General features: G+C 63.8%; 14 protein-coding genes. 7 read left to right on the top strand and 7 right to left on the bottom strand.

Annotation, left to right across the window (positions count from 1 at the left end):
* Window positions 1-31 precede the first annotated feature (31 nt).
* The 3 genes from KI609_RS22615 to rsmA are packed head-to-tail and all read left to right on the top strand — an operon-like array spanning window position 32 to window position 4,639.
* A complete protein-coding gene (locus tag KI609_RS22615; RefSeq protein WP_226450580.1) occupies window positions 32-2,389 on the top strand; it encodes an LPS-assembly protein LptD in 2,358 nt (785 codons plus the stop codon).
* 20 nt (window positions 2,390-2,409) lie between these two features.
* Window positions 2,410-3,819, top strand: a complete 1,410-nt coding sequence (locus KI609_RS22610) for a peptidylprolyl isomerase (protein ID WP_226445762.1) — start codon at window positions 2,410-2,412, stop codon at window positions 3,817-3,819.
* 40 nt (window positions 3,820-3,859) lie between these two features.
* The gene (gene rsmA / locus KI609_RS22605; RefSeq protein ID WP_226445761.1) at window positions 3,860-4,639 is read left to right on the top strand and encodes a 16S rRNA (adenine(1518)-N(6)/adenine(1519)-N(6))-dimethyltransferase RsmA; all 780 of its coding nucleotides are present in this window, start codon (window positions 3,860-3,862) and stop codon (window positions 4,637-4,639) included.
* Between the two features lie 395 nt (window positions 4,640-5,034).
* Here the strand turns inward: rsmA and KI609_RS22600 are convergent, their stop codons facing one another.
* The 6 genes from KI609_RS22600 to KI609_RS22575 all read right to left on the bottom strand — a co-directional run bounded on the left by KI609_RS22600 (window position 5,035) and on the right by KI609_RS22575 (window position 12,337).
* Window positions 5,035-5,460, bottom strand: a complete 426-nt coding sequence (locus KI609_RS22600; protein WP_226445760.1) for a barstar family protein — start codon at window positions 5,458-5,460, stop codon at window positions 5,035-5,037.
* 140 nt (window positions 5,461-5,600) lie between these two features.
* On the bottom strand, window positions 5,601-6,008 hold the full coding sequence (locus KI609_RS22595) for a ribonuclease (RefSeq protein WP_226445759.1): 408 nt from the start codon (window positions 6,006-6,008) through the stop codon (window positions 5,601-5,603).
* A 154-nt stretch (window positions 6,009-6,162) separates the two neighbouring features.
* A complete protein-coding gene (locus tag KI609_RS22590) occupies window positions 6,163-8,481 on the bottom strand; it encodes an NADP-dependent malic enzyme (protein ID WP_226445758.1) in 2,319 nt (772 codons plus the stop codon).
* A 259-nt stretch (window positions 8,482-8,740) separates the two neighbouring features.
* Window positions 8,741-10,258 (bottom strand): CoA-acylating methylmalonate-semialdehyde dehydrogenase, encoded by a 1,518-nt coding sequence (locus KI609_RS22585; protein WP_226445757.1) that lies wholly within the window; start codon window positions 10,256-10,258, stop codon window positions 8,741-8,743.
* A 70-nt stretch (window positions 10,259-10,328) separates the two neighbouring features.
* On the bottom strand, window positions 10,329-10,958 hold the full coding sequence (locus KI609_RS22580; RefSeq protein ID WP_226445756.1) for a DJ-1/PfpI family protein: 630 nt from the start codon (window positions 10,956-10,958) through the stop codon (window positions 10,329-10,331).
* Window positions 10,959-10,978: 20 nt separating this feature from the next.
* The gene (locus KI609_RS22575; RefSeq protein WP_226445755.1) at window positions 10,979-12,337 is read right to left on the bottom strand and encodes an aspartate aminotransferase family protein; all 1,359 of its coding nucleotides are present in this window, start codon (window positions 12,335-12,337) and stop codon (window positions 10,979-10,981) included.
* 127 nt (window positions 12,338-12,464) lie between these two features.
* Between KI609_RS22575 and KI609_RS22570 the strand changes: the two genes are divergently transcribed.
* Window positions 12,465-13,445 (top strand): LysR family transcriptional regulator, encoded by a 981-nt coding sequence (locus tag KI609_RS22570; RefSeq protein WP_413463354.1) that lies wholly within the window; start codon window positions 12,465-12,467, stop codon window positions 13,443-13,445.
* Window positions 13,446-13,536: 91 nt separating this feature from the next.
* Window positions 13,537-13,842 carry a flagellar basal body protein gene (locus KI609_RS22565; RefSeq protein WP_226445754.1) on the top strand — a complete coding sequence of 102 codons (306 nt, stop codon included), beginning with the start codon at window positions 13,537-13,539 and terminating at the stop codon, window positions 13,840-13,842.
* Window positions 13,843-14,085: 243 nt separating this feature from the next.
* Here KI609_RS22565 and KI609_RS22560 read toward each other — a convergent pair whose 3' ends face one another.
* Window positions 14,086-14,382 (bottom strand): DUF2061 domain-containing protein, encoded by a 297-nt coding sequence (locus KI609_RS22560; protein ID WP_226445753.1) that lies wholly within the window; start codon window positions 14,380-14,382, stop codon window positions 14,086-14,088.
* Between the two features lie 274 nt (window positions 14,383-14,656).
* On the opposite strand from KI609_RS22560, the gene KI609_RS22555 reads away from it, so the two are divergent.
* Entirely contained in the window at window positions 14,657-15,706 is a 1,050-nt protein-coding gene (locus tag KI609_RS22555) for an SPFH domain-containing protein (protein ID WP_226445752.1), read from the top strand.
* 115 nt (window positions 15,707-15,821) lie between these two features.
* Complete coding sequence (locus tag KI609_RS22550) at window positions 15,822-17,321, top strand: DUF4178 domain-containing protein (protein WP_226445751.1); 1,500 nt, start codon at window positions 15,822-15,824, stop codon at window positions 17,319-17,321.
* Window positions 17,322-17,355: the final 34 nt, after the last annotated feature.

Here is a 17,355-nt window from a genome sequence, read left to right as displayed (position 1 = left end):
CACGGCAAAGGCCGCACGCCTGCGCGCGGCGATGCCTCCCGTGCCCCGTGCGCTGGCCTATGGCGTCGCGTTGGCATGGTGTGGCTTGCCCGTGGCCGCGCTGGCGCAAGACCCCACGCCGAGCGCCTGGGATGCCCCGCCCGCGCTGCGCACCTCGCCCCTGCTGCAGGAGAAAATCCCGGATGCCGTGCGCACCCAGCTGCCGGTGTTCGTCAAGGGCGACCACATCAGCGGCCAGACCGACCTGAATGCCCTCATCGAAGGCAATGCCGAGCTGCGCCGTGGCGACACCGTGATCCATGCCGACCGGCTCGACTACAACGTGCCTGAGGATCTGGCCAAGGCCAGTGGCAAGGTGCGTATCAACCGCGCAGGCAATGTATATGAGGGCACGGCGCTGGAGTTGCGGGTGGATGCGTTTGAAGGGTTCTTCAGCGATGCGCAGTACCGTTTTCTTGCTACGCAGGCACACGGCGATGCCACGCGCGTCGATTTTGTCGACCGCGACCGGGCCGTGGTGCACAACGCGACCTACACCACCTGTGAACGTGGCGATGAAGCGAGCTGGACGCCCGACTGGGTGCTGCGCGCGTCCACCATCCATATCGACAACGAAGAACAGGTGGGCACGGCCGAGGGTGCGGTGCTGGAGTTCAAGGGCATCTCCGTGCTGCCCATCCCGTACATCACCTTTCCGCTCTCCGACAAGCGCAAGTCCGGCCTGCTGCCCCCGACCATCGGGATCGACAGCCGCGACGGCGTGACCTATGGACAGCCCTACTACTGGAACATCGCGCCCAACCGAGATGCCACGCTGCGCGCCGCGCTCATGACCAAACGGGGCGCCAATCTGGGCGGCGAGTTCCGCTACCTCGAACCGAGCTACAGCGGAAAAATCAGCGGCGATGTCATGCTCGCCGACCGCCTGCGCGATCGCTCGCGGTGGAGCTTCTCCGGTCAGCACCAGGGCATCATTGGCACCGACATCGGCGCGCTGGGGCTCAACCTCAACCTCAACCGTGTGAGCGACGACAACTACTGGCGCGATTTCGGCCGCGCGGCCGAGCCGCTGCGCCAGCGGCTGCTGCCCAACGATGCCTCGCTTTCATGGGGTGGCAACGACATGACGGCCACCGTGCGCACCCTCAAGTGGCAAACGCTGCAAGACGTGTCATCGCCGATCGTGCCCCCTTACGACCGCATGCCCCAACTCAATTGGCGCTATGTGCCTTCGCAGCTGGGGGGTGGGCTGGATGCCAGTGTCGAGCTGGACGCCACACGCTTTGAGGCCGCGCGCGCGCTCACGGGGCAGCCCAATGCCGACCGCAGCTACGCCATGGCGCAGATCAGCCGGCCGTTTCTGGCGCCCGGCGGCTTCATCACGCCGCGCCTGCAGCTGCATGCCACGCAGTACCAATTTGATTCGGCCTTGAAGAACGGGCAAAGCTCGGCCAGCCGCGCCCTGCCCACGTTCAGCCTGGACAGCGGGCTGGTGTTCGAGCGCGAGGCCTCGTTTTTTGGGCGCGCCTTTTTGCAGACGCTGGAGCCGCGGGCGTTTTATACCTACACCCCCTATCGCGACCAGAGCTATCTGCCGGTGTACGACACGGCGGCCAACGACTTCAACTTTGCCACCATCTATACCGAAAACGCGTTTGGCGGCAACGACCGCCTGGCCGACAACAACCTGCTCACACTGGGTGTGACCACCCGCCTGCTGGATCCGAACACGGGTGCAGAGGCTGTGCGCTTCGGTATGGCGCAGCGCCTGCGTTTTACCGACCAGAACGTGACCCTGCCCGGTGGCACGCCCGTGAGCGATCGCCTGTCCGACATGTTGTTTGGCGCGGGCATCAACTGGACACCCCAGTGGGGCTTTGACTCCACCGTGCAATACAACCCCAAGACGCGCGATTCCATCCGCTCGACCATCGCTGCACGCTACAGCCCCAGCAACTACCACACCGTGAGTGCGGCCTACCGCTTTCAGCGCGACACCAGCGAGCAGGTCGATATCGGCTGGCAGTGGCCGCTCAACGACCTGTGGGGCGACAAAGGAAAAGACCTGGGTGCTGGCCGTGGCCAGGGTGGCGGGCGCTGGTACAGCGTGGGCCGGCTCAACTACAGCCTGAAGGACCGCAAGTTGGTGGACACTGTGGTGGGCCTCGAATATGACGGCTGTTGCTGGATTGGCCGTGTCGTGCTGGAGCGTCTGCAAAGCAGCGTGACCACTTCCAACACGCGCCTGCTGTTCCAGATCGAATTCGTGGGCTTCTCACGCCTCAGCCTGGGCTCCAGCCCGCTCGACACCTTCAAGAAAAACGTCCCGCGTTACCAGAATCTTCGGGATCAGGTCACGGCACCCAGCCGCTTCAGCAATTACGACTAGTGTTCAACATGCTCCACACCATGAATCGCAGTGCAATCGCCCTGGTTCTTGCTACCTTGGCCTCCGTGGCCGCGCAAGGCGCTTTTGCGCAGGGCCTGCGCCCTGCTGGCACATCGCCCGCCAAGGGCGCCGGGCTGTCTCGTCCGGCCACTGTCCCGTCGATCACCCTGCCTGCGGCGGGTGCCGTCAGCACAGCGCCCCGCTCTGCCGACTTCATCGTGGCAGTGGTCAATTCCGAGCCCGTGACGAATTTCGAAGTGCGCTCGCGCCTTGCACGGGCCGAGGCCCAATTGGCCAAACAGGGTGGTGCCATGCCGCCGCGCGACCTGATTGCGCGCGAAGTCCTTGAGCGTGTCATCCTTGAAAAAGTGCAGCTGCAGCAGGCCCGTGAATCGGGCATCAAGGTGGACGACTACGCCGTCTCGCAGGCCGAGCAGAACGTGGCCCGCCAGAACGACATGGAGGTGGAAGGCCTCTACAAACGCCTGGCCCAGGACGGCATGAGCAAAGAGCGGTTCCGTGAAGAGCTGCGCAACCAGTTGCTTTTGCAGCGCCTGCGTGAGCGCGAGGTGGAATCCCGCGTGAAGGTGTCCGACCTGGATGTCGACCAATACCTGCGCGAAGAGCAAAAAGGCACCGACATCGCATCGATGGAGATCAACCTGGGCCATGTGCTGGTGCTGGTGCCTGAAAACGCCACCCCCACCCAGGTGGCAGAACGCAAGGCACGTGCGCAGCAGGCCGCAGACAAGGTGCGCGCGGGCGAAGACTTTGCCGCTGTTGCGCGCGAATTTTCCGATGCCCCCGAGGGAACACGTGCCGGCGGCTTGCTCGGCCTGCGCCCCGCAGATCGATATCCTGAGCTGTTTGTGAACTCCACGCTGGGCCAGCCCGTGGGGGCCATCGTGGGCCCGGTTCGTTCGCCCGCCGGATTTCACGTGCTCAAGGTCGTGGAACGGGTCAACGCGGGGGTGCCGACCACCGTGGTTCAGAGCCATGCGCGCCACATCCTGCTGCGCACCGGCCCCCAGCTCTCCGAGAGCGCCGCCGCCGCGCGGCTGGCTGAGTACCGCCGCCGTGTGCAGGCGGGCCAGGCCGACTTTGCAGCCCTGGCGCGCGAACACTCACAAGACGGCAGCTCCAAAGAGGGCGGCGACCTGGGCTGGGCCAATCCCGGCCGCTATGTGCCCGAGTTCGAGCAGGCGCTGGACACCCTCAAGCCCGGGGATATCAGCGAGCCGGTGGTGTCCCGCTTTGGGGTGCACCTGATTCAGCTGCTGGAGCGCCGCGAAGCCAAGCTCACCCAGCGCGAGCAACGCGACATGGCGCGCAGCGTGGTGCGCGAGAAGAAGCTCGACGAGGCCTACGCCAACTGGGCTAAGGAGCTGCGTGGCCGCGCGTATGTGGAATACCGAGAGCCTCCGCAATGAAGGTGAATCCAGCGGCACACGTCATTCATCGGAGCGCTGTTTGAAACACATTCCACGCAAGCGTTTTGGGCAGCACTTTCTGGCTGACAAGGGCATCATTCAGGACATCGTGCTGGCCATAGCGCCGCAGCCGGGTGATCCGATGGTCGAGATCGGACCAGGCCTGGCGGCCCTCACGCAGCCGCTGGTCGAGCGCGTGGGGCGGTTGACGGTCATCGAGCTCGATCGCGATCTGGCGTTGCGCCTGCGGCTGCATGGGCAACTCGACGTGATCGAGTCGGACGTGCTCAAGGTTGACTTCACGGCGCTGGCGCAAGCGATGCGCGACAAGGCGGGGCAGCCCGGCCTGCGGCTGCGGGTGGTGGGCAATCTGCCCTACAACATCTCCACGCCCATCCTGTTCCATTTGCTGGACCACGTGCAGGTGATCCAGGACCAGCACTTCATGCTGCAAAAGGAAGTGATCGACCGCATGGTGGCCCGGCCCGCCACCAGCGACTACGGGCGCCTGTCGGTCATGCTGCAGTGGCGCTACGCGATGGAAAACGTGTTGTTCGTGCCCCCCGAGAGCTTTGACCCACCCCCGCGCGTGGACAGTGCCGTGGTGCGCATGGTGCCGCACGCGGAGCCTGCGCCTTTGTCGATGCCGCTGCTGGAAGAGCTGGTGCAGGTCGCCTTCAGCCAACGCCGCAAGCTGCTGCGCCACACGCTAGGCCGCTGGCTCGAAGCCCGTCAGTTTGCCGGCCACTTCGACACCCAGCGCCGCGCCGAAGAAGTGCCGGTGAGCGAGTTTGTGGCGCTGGCACAAGTGTGCTCATAAATTTATAGCATTTAGCGCTTTGTGGATAAGCGCTAGAGCTCAATTTAACTAACAGTCGCTAGCAACTGACGCAGCCCAGGCGAGAGAAGGGGCTGAGGGCTGCGGCTCCAAGCCTGCCTGCGCAGGCTTGGACAGCCCGAAGAACTGAGCTGCCGCCTCAGGCGGCCAGCACCGAGCGGTACAGCGCCTGAGGGGGATGTGCCGAATTCAGGCGGCGCTGAGCCAATACCCCGAGTTGAAGGGGCTGCTCATGCGCAGCGCCATCGGAGACACATCAACCAATTTGTCGGTGGGCATTTTTTCGGCAGGATCACCACCGATGTCGATGCCCTCGACGCCTTTGGTGTCGGTAGCCTCGTTCGCCCGTTCTGCTTGGCTTGTGGATGCAGAACGGGCTACAGAAAAGAATAGAAACACCGGAACGGAATCTTGCGATCAGCCCAGTAGTCCGCCGCGTCGCGGAAGATGTCGAGCAGTTGCTCGCGCGCTTCCTTGTCGAACTTGCCCGTGGCAGGAATCTGCTCCAGCACCACGATGAAACCAGGCTGTGGGCCCGATTTATGCAGGGGGTCTGTCATGCAGTCATACAACGCATCGAAGTTCTTTCCGAAATGCGCCGGAAAGGTGAATTGCCCGGCAATCAGGTCCAGTACGTCCTGTTTGGACTGTGCATGGGCCAGGTTGGCGTACAAGAAATGATGACCCAGGGCGGTGGCCGCGTCCTGCAGGTCCTGCACGCGAAAAGCGCGAATGGACTGCACGATGTTGTTGCGAACGCCACGCAGTGGCGTTTCCAGGTCTTTACGAAGTGGCGTCTGCATCTCCGCTACTCTTTCTTTATAAAGTCCACAAAACTCTGGCTTTTCGCAAGGCTGCGGAATGCAGCCTGCGAGTGGGGGAATCAATGGGGCACGGTGTGTGCGGCCAGTTGTGTGCTGGTCTGTGTGCACCGCATCGGGGGTCATTCGACGATCTCGCGAAAACTGGCGTAGTGGTCGCCGGTGTAGTAGCACGCGTCCGGAACCCGGGGCTTGCCTCCACATACGATGCGCCGGGCTCCCCGGTCGCGCGATCCTGGTGTTCTGACGGTGTACTCGCGGTAATAGCCCCGCTTTTGGGCGGGCAATATCCGCTCGCGATTGCCAAAAACCGATCCGTCCTTGTCATGCGGGAATGGCCCGCCTTCACGGATCAACGCATACGTTGTGCGCCCTTGAGGCGGTAACTCGGACAAAGCGATCGAGGCGGGCGCCCCGCTAGAAGACGGAGGTTTGCGGGCGTGCCCTGCTACCGGGCACAAAATGAACGCAACACCCAGAACCCACAAAACCCCTGCTTTTCGCGCCCGGGTGGCTACAGCCTTCAGCATCAACGAACCTTTCAGAAACTACGGGTTAACCCGAAATTTCGAGCCGCTAGTGTGACTCAACAGCCCTCAAAAAGCAAGCGTTTGCCCAAAGATTGAGCAGGCAAATGAAGGAATAGCTAGCGCTATAAGTTAGCGCTAGCTATTGACTTTGAGCCTATCGTGACGCGTTGGCGTCTGCCACGGTGAGGGCTGTCATATTGACAATGCGGCGCACGGTGGTACTGGCTGTCAGGATATGCACCGGCTGCGAGGCACCCAGCAACACGGGGCCAATGGCGATGTTGCCGCCCGCTGCCGTCTTGAGCAGGTTGTAGGAAATATTGGCGGCATCGATGTTGGGCAGAACCAGCAGGTTGGCGTCGCCGATGAGATCGCTGTGGGGCATGATCGCCGCGCGCGCCTTGCCGTCCAGCGCCACGTCGCCGTGCATTTCGCCGTCCACTTCGAGCCAGGGGGCTTGTATGCGCAGCAGCTCCAGCGTCTGGCGCATCTTGACTGCGCTGGGCTGGTTGCTGCTGCCGAAGTTGGAGTGCGATAGCAGCGCCGCCTTGGGCTTGATGCCAAACCGCATCATCTCCTCGGCGGCCATCACCGTGATCTCGGCCAACTGCTCGGCCGTGGGGTCGTAGTTCACGTGCGTGTCCACCAGGAACACCTGGCGGTCAGGCAGCAGCAGGCCGTTCATGCAGGCGTAGGTGTTGACCCCCGCGCGCTTGCCAATCACCTGGTCGATGTAGTTCAGGTGCAGCGCCGTGTGGCCCCAGGTGCCGACGATCAGGCCATCGACCTCGCCCTTGTGCAGCAGCATCGATCCAATCAGGGCGAGGCGGCGGCGCATCTCGATCTTGGCGATCGACACCGTTACACCTTTGCGCTCGGTCATGCGGTGGTAGGTCTGCCAGAAGTCACGATAGCGGTGGTCCTGCTCGACGTTGACGATGTCGTAGTCCACCCCTTCGCGCAGGCGCAGGCCGAACTTCTCGATGCGTTCGGCAATGATGGCCGGGCGGCCAATCAGCGTGGGGCGTGCGATCTTTTCGTCCACGACGATCTGGGCGGCGCGCAGCACGCGTTCTTCTTCGCCCTCGGCATAGGCCACGCGCTTCTTCACGGCGGCCTTGGCGGCGGTGAAGATGGGCTTCATGGTCGTGCCCGAGGCGTAGACAAACGTCTGCAGGTGGTCCCGGTAGGCGTCCATGTCCGCGATGGGGCGCAGGGCCACGCCGCTGTCTGCGGCGGCCTGGGCCACGGCCGGCGCGATCATCATCATGAGGCGCGGGTCAAAGGGCTTGGGGATCAGGTACTCGGGGCCAAACGCCAGGGGCTCGCCCACATAGGCGGCCGCCACCACTTCGCTTTGCTCCGCCTGCGCCAGCTCGGCAATCGCGTGCACAGCAGCGATTTCCATCTCCATCGTGATGGTGGTCGCGCCGCTGTCGAGTGCCCCGCGGAAGATGTAGGGGAAGCACAGAACGTTGTTGACCTGGTTCGGGTAGTCCGACCGGCCCGTGGCCATGATGGCGTCGTCACGCACCGCCTTCACGTCCTCGGGCTGGATTTCGGGGTTGGGGTTGGCCAGGGCAAAGATCAGCGGACGCACGGCCATCTTGGCCACCATGTCCTGCTTGAGCACGCCGCCCGCCGACAGGCCCAGAAAGACGTCGGCATCTGCGATGACTTCGCCCAGCGTGCGCGCCGAGGTCTTTTGCGCGAACTGGATCTTGTCCTCGTCCATCAACTCGGTGCGGCCTTCATAGACCACGCCCGCCAGGTCGGTTACCCAGATGTTCTCGCGCGGAATGCCCAGCTTGACCAGCAGGCCCAGGCAGGCTAGGGCCGCAGCACCGGCGCCCGAGGTCACGAGCTTGATTTTTTTCGGGTCCTTGCCCGCCACCTTGAGCCCATTGAGGATGGCAGCGCCCACCGTGATGGCCGTGCCGTGCTGGTCATCGTGGAAGACCGGGATCTTCATGCGCTCGCGCAGCTTGCGCTCGATGTAGAAGCAGTCAGGCGCCTTGATGTCTTCAAGGTTGATGCCGCCAAAGGTGGGCTCCAGGCTGGCGATGATCTCCACCAGCTTCTCGGGGTCCTTCTCGTTGATCTCGATGTCAAACACATCGATGCCCGAGAACTTCTTGAACAGGACGGCCTTGCCTTCCATCACCGGCTTGCCGGCCAGTGGCCCGATGTCGCCGAGGCCCAGCACGGCCGTGCCGTTGGTGACAACTCCCACCAGATTGCCTCGGGCGGTGTATTTGAACGCGGCGTTGGGGTCTTTGACAATTTCTTCGCAAGGCGCGGCCACGCCCGGCGAATAGGCCAACGCCAGGTCATGCTGGTTCAGCATCTGCTTGGTGGCGGCGATGGCGATCTTGCCGGGCTTGGGAAACTCGTGATATTCGAGAGCGGCACGGCGCAACTGGGCGCGTTTGTCGGGGTTGTTGTTGTTCTGGGCCGTGGTGTTCTCGGGCATTCAGTGTCTCCAACTCAGGGGTGGGTGCGAAAACCGTGCTCCAGCGGGTCTGCAGCGGGCTGTCAGCTTTGTAAGGGTCTGCGATTGTAGGACGAGGGCGGTAAAAACCCTAGTAAGAGAATCTGCTTACCCAGGTGGATCTGTGATGACCTTATGCATACCAATCACCGCGCGGTGCAAAACAAACGCCCCACAACCGCTGGGGCTGTGGGGCGTTAATCAGAAGAGACTGCGTAAGCAGCGGTCAGACATCAATGACTCAGCGGCTGCTCGGAAAGCTGAACACCGCCCCCTCGCGCACGCCGGCCGAGGGCCAGCGCTGCGTGATGGTCTTGCGCTTGGTGTAAAAGCGCACGGCGTCGGGGCCGTAGGCGTGCAGGTCGCCGAACAGGCTGCGCTTCCAGCCGCCGAACGAGTGGTAGGCCACGGGCACGGGCAGGGGCACGTTCACGCCCACCATGCCGACCTGGATGTGGTCGGTGAAGTAGCGGGCCGCCTCGCCGTCGCGGGTGAAGATGCAGGTGCCGTTGCCATATTCGTGCGCATTGATGAGGTCCATGGCCTCTTGCAGCGTCTTCACGCGCACCACGCCCAGCACGGGGCCGAAGATTTCTTCCTGGTAGATCTTCATGCCGGGCTTGACGTTGTCGAACAGGCACGCGCCCAGAAAGTAGCCTTCCTCATGGCCGGCGACCTTGACTGCGCGGCCATCCACCACCAGCGTGGCGCCTTCGGCCACGCCGCTGTCCACATAGGCCTTCACTTTTTCGAAGTGCGGCTTGGTCACCAGCGGGCCCATGTCGTTGCTGTTGTCCGTGCCGGGGCCGACCTTCATCTTGGCGATCTCGGTCTTCAGGCCGGCAATCACTGCGTCGCCCACTGCGTCGCCCACGGCCACCAGCAGCGGAATGGCCATGCAGCGCTCGCCGCACGATCCATACGCCGCGCCCATCAGCGCGCTGACGGCGTTGCCCACATCGGCGTCGGGCATCAGCACGGCGTGGTTCTTGGCGCCACCCAGGGCCTGCACGCGTTTACCGTGTTTGCAGCCTTCGGCGTAGATGTATTCGGCAATGGGGGTGGAGCCGACAAAGCTCACGGCTTTGACACGTGGATCGCGCAGCAGGGTGTCCACGGCCAGCTTGTCGCCGTTGACGACGTTGAGCACGCCGGGCGGCAAGCCCGCTTCCAGCGCCAGCTGGGCAATGAACAGCGTGCTGCTGGGGTCGCGCTCGGACGGCTTGAGCACAAAGGTGTTGCCGCAGGCCACGGCCATGGGCCACATCCACAGCGGCACCATGGCCGGGAAGTTGAACGGCGTGATGCCTGCGGTGACACCCAGCGCCTGGAATTCGCTCCACGAATCGATGTTCGGGCCCACGTTGCGGCTGTGCTCACCCTTGAGCAGCTCGGGTGCGTAGCTGGCGTATTCCACGTTCTCGATGCCGCGCTGCAGCTCGCCGTGCGCATCGGACAGCACCTTGCCGTGCTCGGCGGTGATCAGGGCGGCGATCTTGTCGGCGTTTTCTTCGAGCAGCACCTTCAGCTTGCTCATCACGCGCGCACGCTTCAAAGGCGGCGTGTTGCGCCAGGCGGGGAAGGCCGCCTCGGCAGAGGCGATGGCGGCTTCCACCGTGGCCTTGCTCGCCAGCGCCACGCTGGTGGTGGACTGACCGGTGGCGGGGTTGAACACAGGCTGCGTGCGCTCGGTGTCTGCAACGAGCTTGCCGTCGATCAGGTGGCCGACGGTGGTGGTGACGTTCTTGTCGTGGTTCATGGTGATTTCGAGTAAAAAGTGCCTCTAACGCTTGTCTAATAAGCACTATAAGCTATCAAATTAATAGTATTCAAGCCGTAACAGCCTGGGTCTCCAGCGTGGGCAGCACGTGCCCGAAAGCCCGGTCGATGAACGCCTGCTTTTCGCCCACCGGGGCAAAGTAGTGCAGCACCTCGCGCGCGGCGTCCAGCCCCTTGAGGCGCGCGATCAGCCACGCCACCAGGTACTGCGACGCCAGGCACCCGCCCGCCGTGGCCACGTTGCCGTGGGCCGCAAACGCGCGCGGCACGATATCCACACCGGACTCCACCACCCAGGGCTTGCTGGTCAGGTCGGTACAGGCGGGCGTGCCGCCCAGCAGGCCCAGGCGGCCCAGCAAGTAGGTGCCGGAGCACTGTGCCGCCAGCAGCTGGCGTGCGGGGTTCAGCACACGCAGCTGGTCCATCAGCGCCGGGGTGTTGGCCACCTCGCGCGTCTTCATGCCGCTGCCCACCAGCACTGCGTCGGCCTCAGCCAATTGGCTGAGGTCCTCGTGCGCGTCGATGGTCAGGCCGTTCATGGACGTGACGCGCGGCGTGGGGCTGGCAATGCGCACCTGCCAGTTCGTGTCGCCCAGCAAGGCGATGCGGTTGAGCATGCCAAACGCCACCAGCGAATCGAGGTCGTTGAAGGCGTCGAAGGTGAGGATGGCAATGCGCATGGATGGGCAGGGCTGCGGAATCAAGCCGTTTCTTGCAGGGCGTCGCCCAGTGCGCTCACCATGCGATCGATTTCGGCCTCGGTGCTGATGAACGGGGGCGCGAGCTGGATGGTGTCGCCGCCGTAGCGCACGTAAAAGCCCTTCTCCCAGCAGTTCATCGCGATCTCGTACGGGCGCTTGGCAGGCTCGCCGGGCAGCGCGCTGATGGTGATGCCGGCGGCCAGGCCATAGTTGCGGATGTCGGCCACATGCTTGGCTGTTTTCAGGCCGTGCACTGCGTTTTCGAAGTACGGCGCCAGGGCCTTCACACGGCCGGGCATGTCTTCCTTTTGCAGAATGTCGAGCACCGCATTGCCGGCCGCGCAGGCCACAGGGTGGGCCGAGTAGGTGTAGCCGTGTGGGAATTCGAGCATGTACTCGGGCCCGCCCTGGTTGATGAAGGTGTCGTAGATCTCCTTGGTGGCGATCACGCCGCCCAGCGGCTGGGCGCCGTTGGTCACCTGCTTGGCGAAGTTCAGGATGTCGGGCGTCACGCCGAAGGCTTCGGCCCCCGTCCAGGCGCCGCAGCGGCCAAAGCCGGTGATGACTTCATCAAAGATCAGCAGGATGTTGTTCTGCGTGCAGATCTCGCGGATGCGCTCCAGGTAGCCCTTGGGCGGGATCACCACACCGGCCGATCCCGAGAAGGGCTCGACGATGACGGCGGCGATGTTCGATGCGTCGTGCAGCGCGATCACCTCCAGCAACTTGTCGGCCAACGCACGGCCGCCTTCTTCGACCATGCCCTTCTGGAAGGTGCCGGCTGGCGGCTGGGTGTGCGGGATGTGGTCGGCCTCGATGCCCTGGCCGAAGGTCTTGCGGTTGCCCATGATGCCGCCCACCGAGATGCCGCCGTAGTTCACGCCGTGGTAGCCCTTCTCGCGGCCGATGAGGCGGGTCTTGGTGCCCTGGCCCTTGGCACGCCAGTAGGCGCGGGCCATCTTCAGCGAGGTGTCGGCCGATTCAGAGCCCGAGCCGGTGAAGAACACGTAATCGAGGCCCGCAGGTGTCAGCTCCTTGACCTTGTTGGCCAGGGCAAACGAAGCGGGGTGGCCGAACTGGAACGCGGGGGAGTAATCCAGCGTGGCGGCGGCGCGGCCAATGGCCTCGGCAACTTCCTTGCGGCCATGGCCCAGGCCCGAACACCACAGGCCCGAGAGGCCGTCAAAAATCTTGCGGCCCTCTGCGTCGGTGTAATAGGCGCCCTGGCCGCTCACGATCATGCGCGGCTTGGCTTTGAAGTTGCGGTTGCCAGTGAAGGGCATCCAGTGGGCATCAAGCCATGCGGCGTCGGTGCGCACGGCGGCTGCGGGATTGGGGTCGATGACGGCGAAGCTCATGGCGTTCTCCTGGCAAGTGCAAATGGTGGGCAATCGATCGGGCCCGGACAGGCGGGCCGAAGGTGCCATTGTTAGGGCGGGTGTTAATCTCTCCAATAATCCAATATCAATGTTTACTTGACAATTTATGCAAGTAAAAACCGCCTCTCAACCCCCCTCCACCTCCTCGCCCTCTGCCTCGGGCAAACACCGCGCCGTGCTGGGCCAGCTCAGCGACATGGATCTGCGCCTGCTGCAGGTGTTCAAGAGCGTGGCCGAATGCGGCGGCATGGCGGCGGCCGAGCTGGAGCTGAACATCGGCACCAGCACGGTGAGCCGCCACATGAAGGACCTGGAAACGCGGCTGGGCCTGACGCTGTGCCGCCGGGGGCGGGCGGGGTTTGCGCTCACGGCCGAAGGGCAGCGGGTGTATGAAGAAACCCTGCGCCTGCTGGCCTCGGTGCGCAGTTTTCGTGACAGCATCGACGACATCCATTCGCGCATGGGCGGGCAACTGGCCGTGGCGGTGTTTGACAAAACCGCCAGCAACCCGGCTGCGCGCATTGGCCAGGCGATTGCCGCCTTCACCGCCCAGGCGCCCGATGTGCAACTGCAGCTGCATGTGGGCTCCATCAACGCCATTGAGCGCGGCGTGATCGATGGCAGCTACCAGGTGGGCATCATCCCGGCGCACCGCAGCTCGCAAAGCCTAGCCTACGCCGACCTGTTTGCAGAAACCATGCTGCTGTACTGCGGCGCAGGGCATCCCCTGTTTGGCGCCTCTGTTCCCCCGGCCGACTGGCGTGCGGTGCGCAGCTACCAGTTTGCGGGCCTGGGCTACCACTCGCCCAACATGGAGCTGAGCCACCAGGCGAGGCTCTCGCGCGCGGCCACGGGGTTTGACCAGGAATCCATCGCCACGCTGATCCTGTCGGGGCGCTTTCTGGGGTTTTTGCCCGACCACTACGCCGAGGCGTTCGAGCGCCAGGGCCGCATGCAGGCCGTGAACCCCGCGCTGTTCCACTACAGCTGCCAGTTCGTGAGCCTCATGCGCCGCTCGCCCGCCCCGGCCCGGGCGGCCCAGGCGTTTGCGCAGTGCCTGGAAGTGGCACACCGGCCCGGCCAGTGACAGGGGCATTGCGAGGCTACGGCTTGCCAGAGGCCGCGGCGCGGCGGACAATCCGTGTCTTTGCAACATTGTGTGACACAGGAGCGCCCCCATGGCCAGCATTTCCTCGATTGGCAGTTCCGGCCTTCAGGCCGCGCAGTTGCGGCTCGATGCGTCGGCCAACAATGTGGCCAACATCAACACGCAGGGTTACCGCCGCGAGGTGGTTGCCCAAGAAGAAGTGGCTGAAAGCGCCGGTGTGCGCGCCACGGTGCAGCGCGAGCAGGACAGCCAGGGCGTGGCGCTGGAGCAGGAGGCGGTGGAGCAGATGTCTGCCACCTACGCGTTCAAGGCCAACCTGCAGACCATCAAGACGCAGGACGAAATGATGGGCTCGCTGCTGGATGTGACGGCTTGAGAAGGCCTGACGAACGTCTGACGAAGGCCTGCAGTCCAGGTGCCACCAGGCCCACACCATGCCCCGCTGGCCGGGGCATTTTTGTTGGCGCTTTGGATCGATCGCTCAATGGGCAGAGCCCAACGTGGCCAGGCGGTGCACCAGCCAGCGTTGAAAAGCCAGGCCTGTGGCAGAGCGGCTGCGCAAGGGAATGGTGTACATGGTGATGGTCCTTTCGGTGTGGAAGAAAGAAAAGAAAGGGGCTCAGGCGCCTTGCAGCGTGGTTGTGGCGGGCTGTGCAGCCGCGGCGTTGGCAACATGGCCAACGCCACCTGCGGTGCCTGCCTTGTGCCGAGCGGCGCGATCCCACGCTTTCTCATGGAAGAAGAAGGCCACGGCTTGCACGGTCGGCTCCAGCAAGCTCAGGGTGAGCGAGGCCCACAGGTTGCCGGTCACGGCATAGGCCACCAGGGCGGCCACACAGATATGGATCAGGTAGTAGCTGCCGGTTTTCATCAGCATGGATTGGTTCTGGCGGGCAACCTGGCGAATGCGGGACATGGTGGTGGGCTCCTGGTTTCTGTAAAGCCCGGCGCGGTGCGACAGGCGTTGATAAATGATATCCATTCTCAATAAAAATCCCAATCGATTCTGCCTAACGCTCGCATAGCCGCCGCCCGCATGCCCCTGGAGCGGCCTGTGTCTGCAGCGGGCCAGGCCGTGCGTGAGTGTGAACGGGTTCACGCGCGAGGGCAAAAAAAGCGGCGATGTGCAAAACCCCGTTGCTATGATGGCCGCTCTCATCAACCCCTCATCACAACACCCGGGAGCACACATGGCCCTCATGGACTTCATCAAGAAACAGTTCATTGACATCATCCAGTGGACCGAAGAAGGGGATGGCAAATTGGCATGGCGCTTCCCCATGCGCGACATGGAAATCCAGAACGGCGGCACGCTGGTGGTGCGCGAGTCGCAGATGGCCATCTTCGTCAACGAAGGCCAGGTGGCCGACGTGTTCACGCCCGGCACCTATAAGCTCACCACGCAGACGCTGCCGGTGCTCACGTACCTGAAGAACTGGGACAAGCTCTTCGAGTCCCCCTTCAAGAGCGACGTGTACTTCTTCAGCACGCGCCAGCAGATCGACCAAAAGTGGGGCACGCCCCAGCCCATCACGATCCGTGACAAGGACTTCGGCGCCGTGCGCCTGCGCGCGTTTGGCAACTATGCGTTCCGCATCGCCGACCCCAAGCTGTTTCACACCGAGATCTCGGGCACGCGCGAGATGTACCCCGTGGCCGACCTGGAAGGCCAGCTGCGCGGTCTGGTGCTGCAGAACATCAGCAACGCCATTGCGGGCAGCGGTCTGCCGTTCCTGGATCTGGCGGCCAACCAGGTCATGTTTGCCGATGCGCTGACCAAAGAGCTGGCGCCGGTTTTTGCCAAGCTGGGCCTGCTGATCGAAAACCTCACGGTGCAGAACGTCTCGCTGCCCGAAGAGCTGCAAAAGATCCTCGACCAGAAGATCGGCATGGGCATGGTCGGCAACGACATGGGCAAGTTCATGCAGTACCAGACGGCGCAGGCCATCCCCAAGTTTGCCGAAGGCGCGGGCGGCGGTGGTGGCATTGCGGGCGACGCCATGGGCCTGGGCGCCGGTGTGGCCCTGGGCCAGGTGCTGGCGCAGAACCTGCAGCAGGGCTTGCAAGGTGGCGCTGCCGCTGCACAGGCCGCACCTGCTGCAGCCGCCGCAGCGGTGGGCGTGAAGCCCGAGGACGTGATGGCCACGCTGGAGAAGCTGGGCGAGCTCAAGTCCAAGGGCATCCTCACGCAGGAAGAGTTCGACGCCAAGAAGGCCGAACTGCTCAAGAAGCTGGTCTGAATCCGGTTGCTATCATAAAAATAGCTGCATGCGCTTGAGGGATAAGCGCTAGAGGCCAAAAAGGCTTTAAAGGGCTTCAAACCGCGCAATGCGGCGCAGGCAGCACCACGACACGATGGCCACCGAACCCACACCGCCCACGCAGCGTTATTACCGCGCGCCCTGCCCCGGCTGCGGCGCGCCGGTGGAGTTTCGCAGCGCGCAGTCCACACACGCCGTCTGCGGCTATTGCCAGAGCACCGTGGTGCGCAGCGGCGAGGTGCTCACGCGCCTGGGCAAGATGGCCGAGCTGTTCGACGACCACAGCCCGTTGCAGCTCATGGCCAGCGGGCGTATTCAGCTCGACGGCAAGGACGTTCCCTTCACCCTCATCGGCCGCCTGCAGTACAAGGGCGATGCGGGCGTGTGGACCGAATGGGCAGCCTTCCTGAATGACGGCACCCTGGCCACGCTGGGCGAGGACAACGGTGCCTATGTCTTCACCCGACCCATCGACCTCGGCCGCGAAATGCCCGAGGCCGAGCGCTTTCGCATCGGCACCACCACGGCCATCAACGGCAAACCCTACAGCGTGGCCTACACCGGCCAGGCACAGCTGATCTCGGCCCAGGGCGAGCTGCCCAAACTACCGCCGCTGGGCCAGCCCTTTGGCATGGTCGAGCTGCGCAGCGCCGACGGCGAAGTGGTCAGCATCGACTACGGCCACACCCCGCCCAATGTGGAGCGCGGCCGCGCCGTGCTGCTCGAAGACCTGCAGCTGCAGGGCCTCAAGGACGAATCGGCCAAGGACGAAAAAGGCCGGCAGTTCAACTGCCCGCACTGCGGTGCACCGGTGCAGATGCAGCTGTCCACTTCCAAGAGCATCACCTGCGGCTCGTGCGCCAGCATCATCAGCCTGGACAGTGGCGTGGGCGGCGAGCTGCGCTCGGCCGAGCAGGACGAACCTGTGCAGCCGCTCATCCCGCTGGGCAGCAAGGGGCAGTTGCAGGGCGTGGCCTGGCAGGTGGTGGGCTTTCAGCACCGCATGGGCGTGGAGCCCGGCGATGACGAACACTTTGGCTGGAGCGAATACCTGCTCTACAACCAAAAGCGCGGCTTTGCCTTTCTGGTCGATTCCGAAGAAGGCTGGAGCATGGTGCGCCCCACCACCGGCGCGCCGCAGATGGCGGCCACCGGGCGCACTGCCACCTACATGGGCACCAAGTACGACCTCAAGTACACCTACGAGGCCGAGACCACCTATGTGCTGGGCGAGTTCTACTGGCAGGTCACGCGCGGCCAGAAGACCACCAACCGCGACTTTGCCAGCAGCAAGGGCCTGCTGTCGATGGAGCAAAGCCCGAACGAGATCACCTGGTCCGCTGGCGACAAGCTCGCCAGCGATACCGTGATCAAGGCCTTCAAGCTTGACGACAAGAAGGACGTGCTGCAGCGCGACGACCCCGGCCCGTTTGTGGCCAAGTCGGGCCTGGGCTGCGGCACCATCATCCTGATTGCGATCATCATCATCATCCTGCTCATCATCCTGAGCAATTGCTCGGGCTCATCGGGCGGTGGCTACCGCAGTTCGGGCGGCTCGTTTGGCGGGTATTCCTCCGGCGGCAGCCACAAGTAGGCGGCGGCACCGTGCAACAACGTTTCAAGAAGGA

The sequence above is a fragment of the Acidovorax radicis genome, assembly GCF_020510705.1.
GTDB lineage: Bacteria > Pseudomonadota > Gammaproteobacteria > Burkholderiales > Burkholderiaceae_C > Acidovorax > Acidovorax radicis_A.
The sequence above is the reverse complement of the archived record's forward strand: the minus strand, read 5'-3'. Positions and strand labels throughout refer to the sequence as shown.

Coding starts and splice junctions, on each gene's coding strand:
- KI609_RS22615 (WP_226450580.1), top strand. CDS start 32: ATGCCTCCCGTGCCCCGTGCGCTGGCCTATGGCGTCGCGTTGGCATGG.
- KI609_RS22595 (WP_226445759.1), bottom strand. CDS start 6,008: ATGCTGAAGGCTGTAGCCACCCGGGCGCGAAAAGCAGGGGTTTTGTGG.
- KI609_RS22570 (WP_413463354.1), top strand. CDS start 12,465: ATGCAAGTAAAAACCGCCTCTCAACCCCCCTCCACCTCCTCGCCCTCT.
- KI609_RS22565 (WP_226445754.1), top strand. CDS start 13,537: ATGGCCAGCATTTCCTCGATTGGCAGTTCCGGCCTTCAGGCCGCGCAG.
- KI609_RS22580 (WP_226445756.1), bottom strand. CDS start 10,958: ATGCGCATTGCCATCCTCACCTTCGACGCCTTCAACGACCTCGATTCG.
- KI609_RS22575 (WP_226445755.1), bottom strand. CDS start 12,337: ATGAGCTTCGCCGTCATCGACCCCAATCCCGCAGCCGCCGTGCGCACC.
- KI609_RS22590 (WP_226445758.1), bottom strand. CDS start 8,481: ATGCCCGAGAACACCACGGCCCAGAACAACAACAACCCCGACAAACGC.
- KI609_RS22560 (WP_226445753.1), bottom strand. CDS start 14,382: ATGTCCCGCATTCGCCAGGTTGCCCGCCAGAACCAATCCATGCTGATG.
- KI609_RS22600 (WP_226445760.1), bottom strand. CDS start 5,460: ATGCAGACGCCACTTCGTAAAGACCTGGAAACGCCACTGCGTGGCGTT.
- KI609_RS22555 (WP_226445752.1), top strand. CDS start 14,657: ATGGCCCTCATGGACTTCATCAAGAAACAGTTCATTGACATCATCCAG.
- KI609_RS22585 (WP_226445757.1), bottom strand. CDS start 10,258: ATGAACCACGACAAGAACGTCACCACCACCGTCGGCCACCTGATCGAC.
- KI609_RS22550 (WP_226445751.1), top strand. CDS start 15,822: ATGGCCACCGAACCCACACCGCCCACGCAGCGTTATTACCGCGCGCCC.
- KI609_RS22610 (WP_226445762.1), top strand. CDS start 2,410: ATGAATCGCAGTGCAATCGCCCTGGTTCTTGCTACCTTGGCCTCCGTG.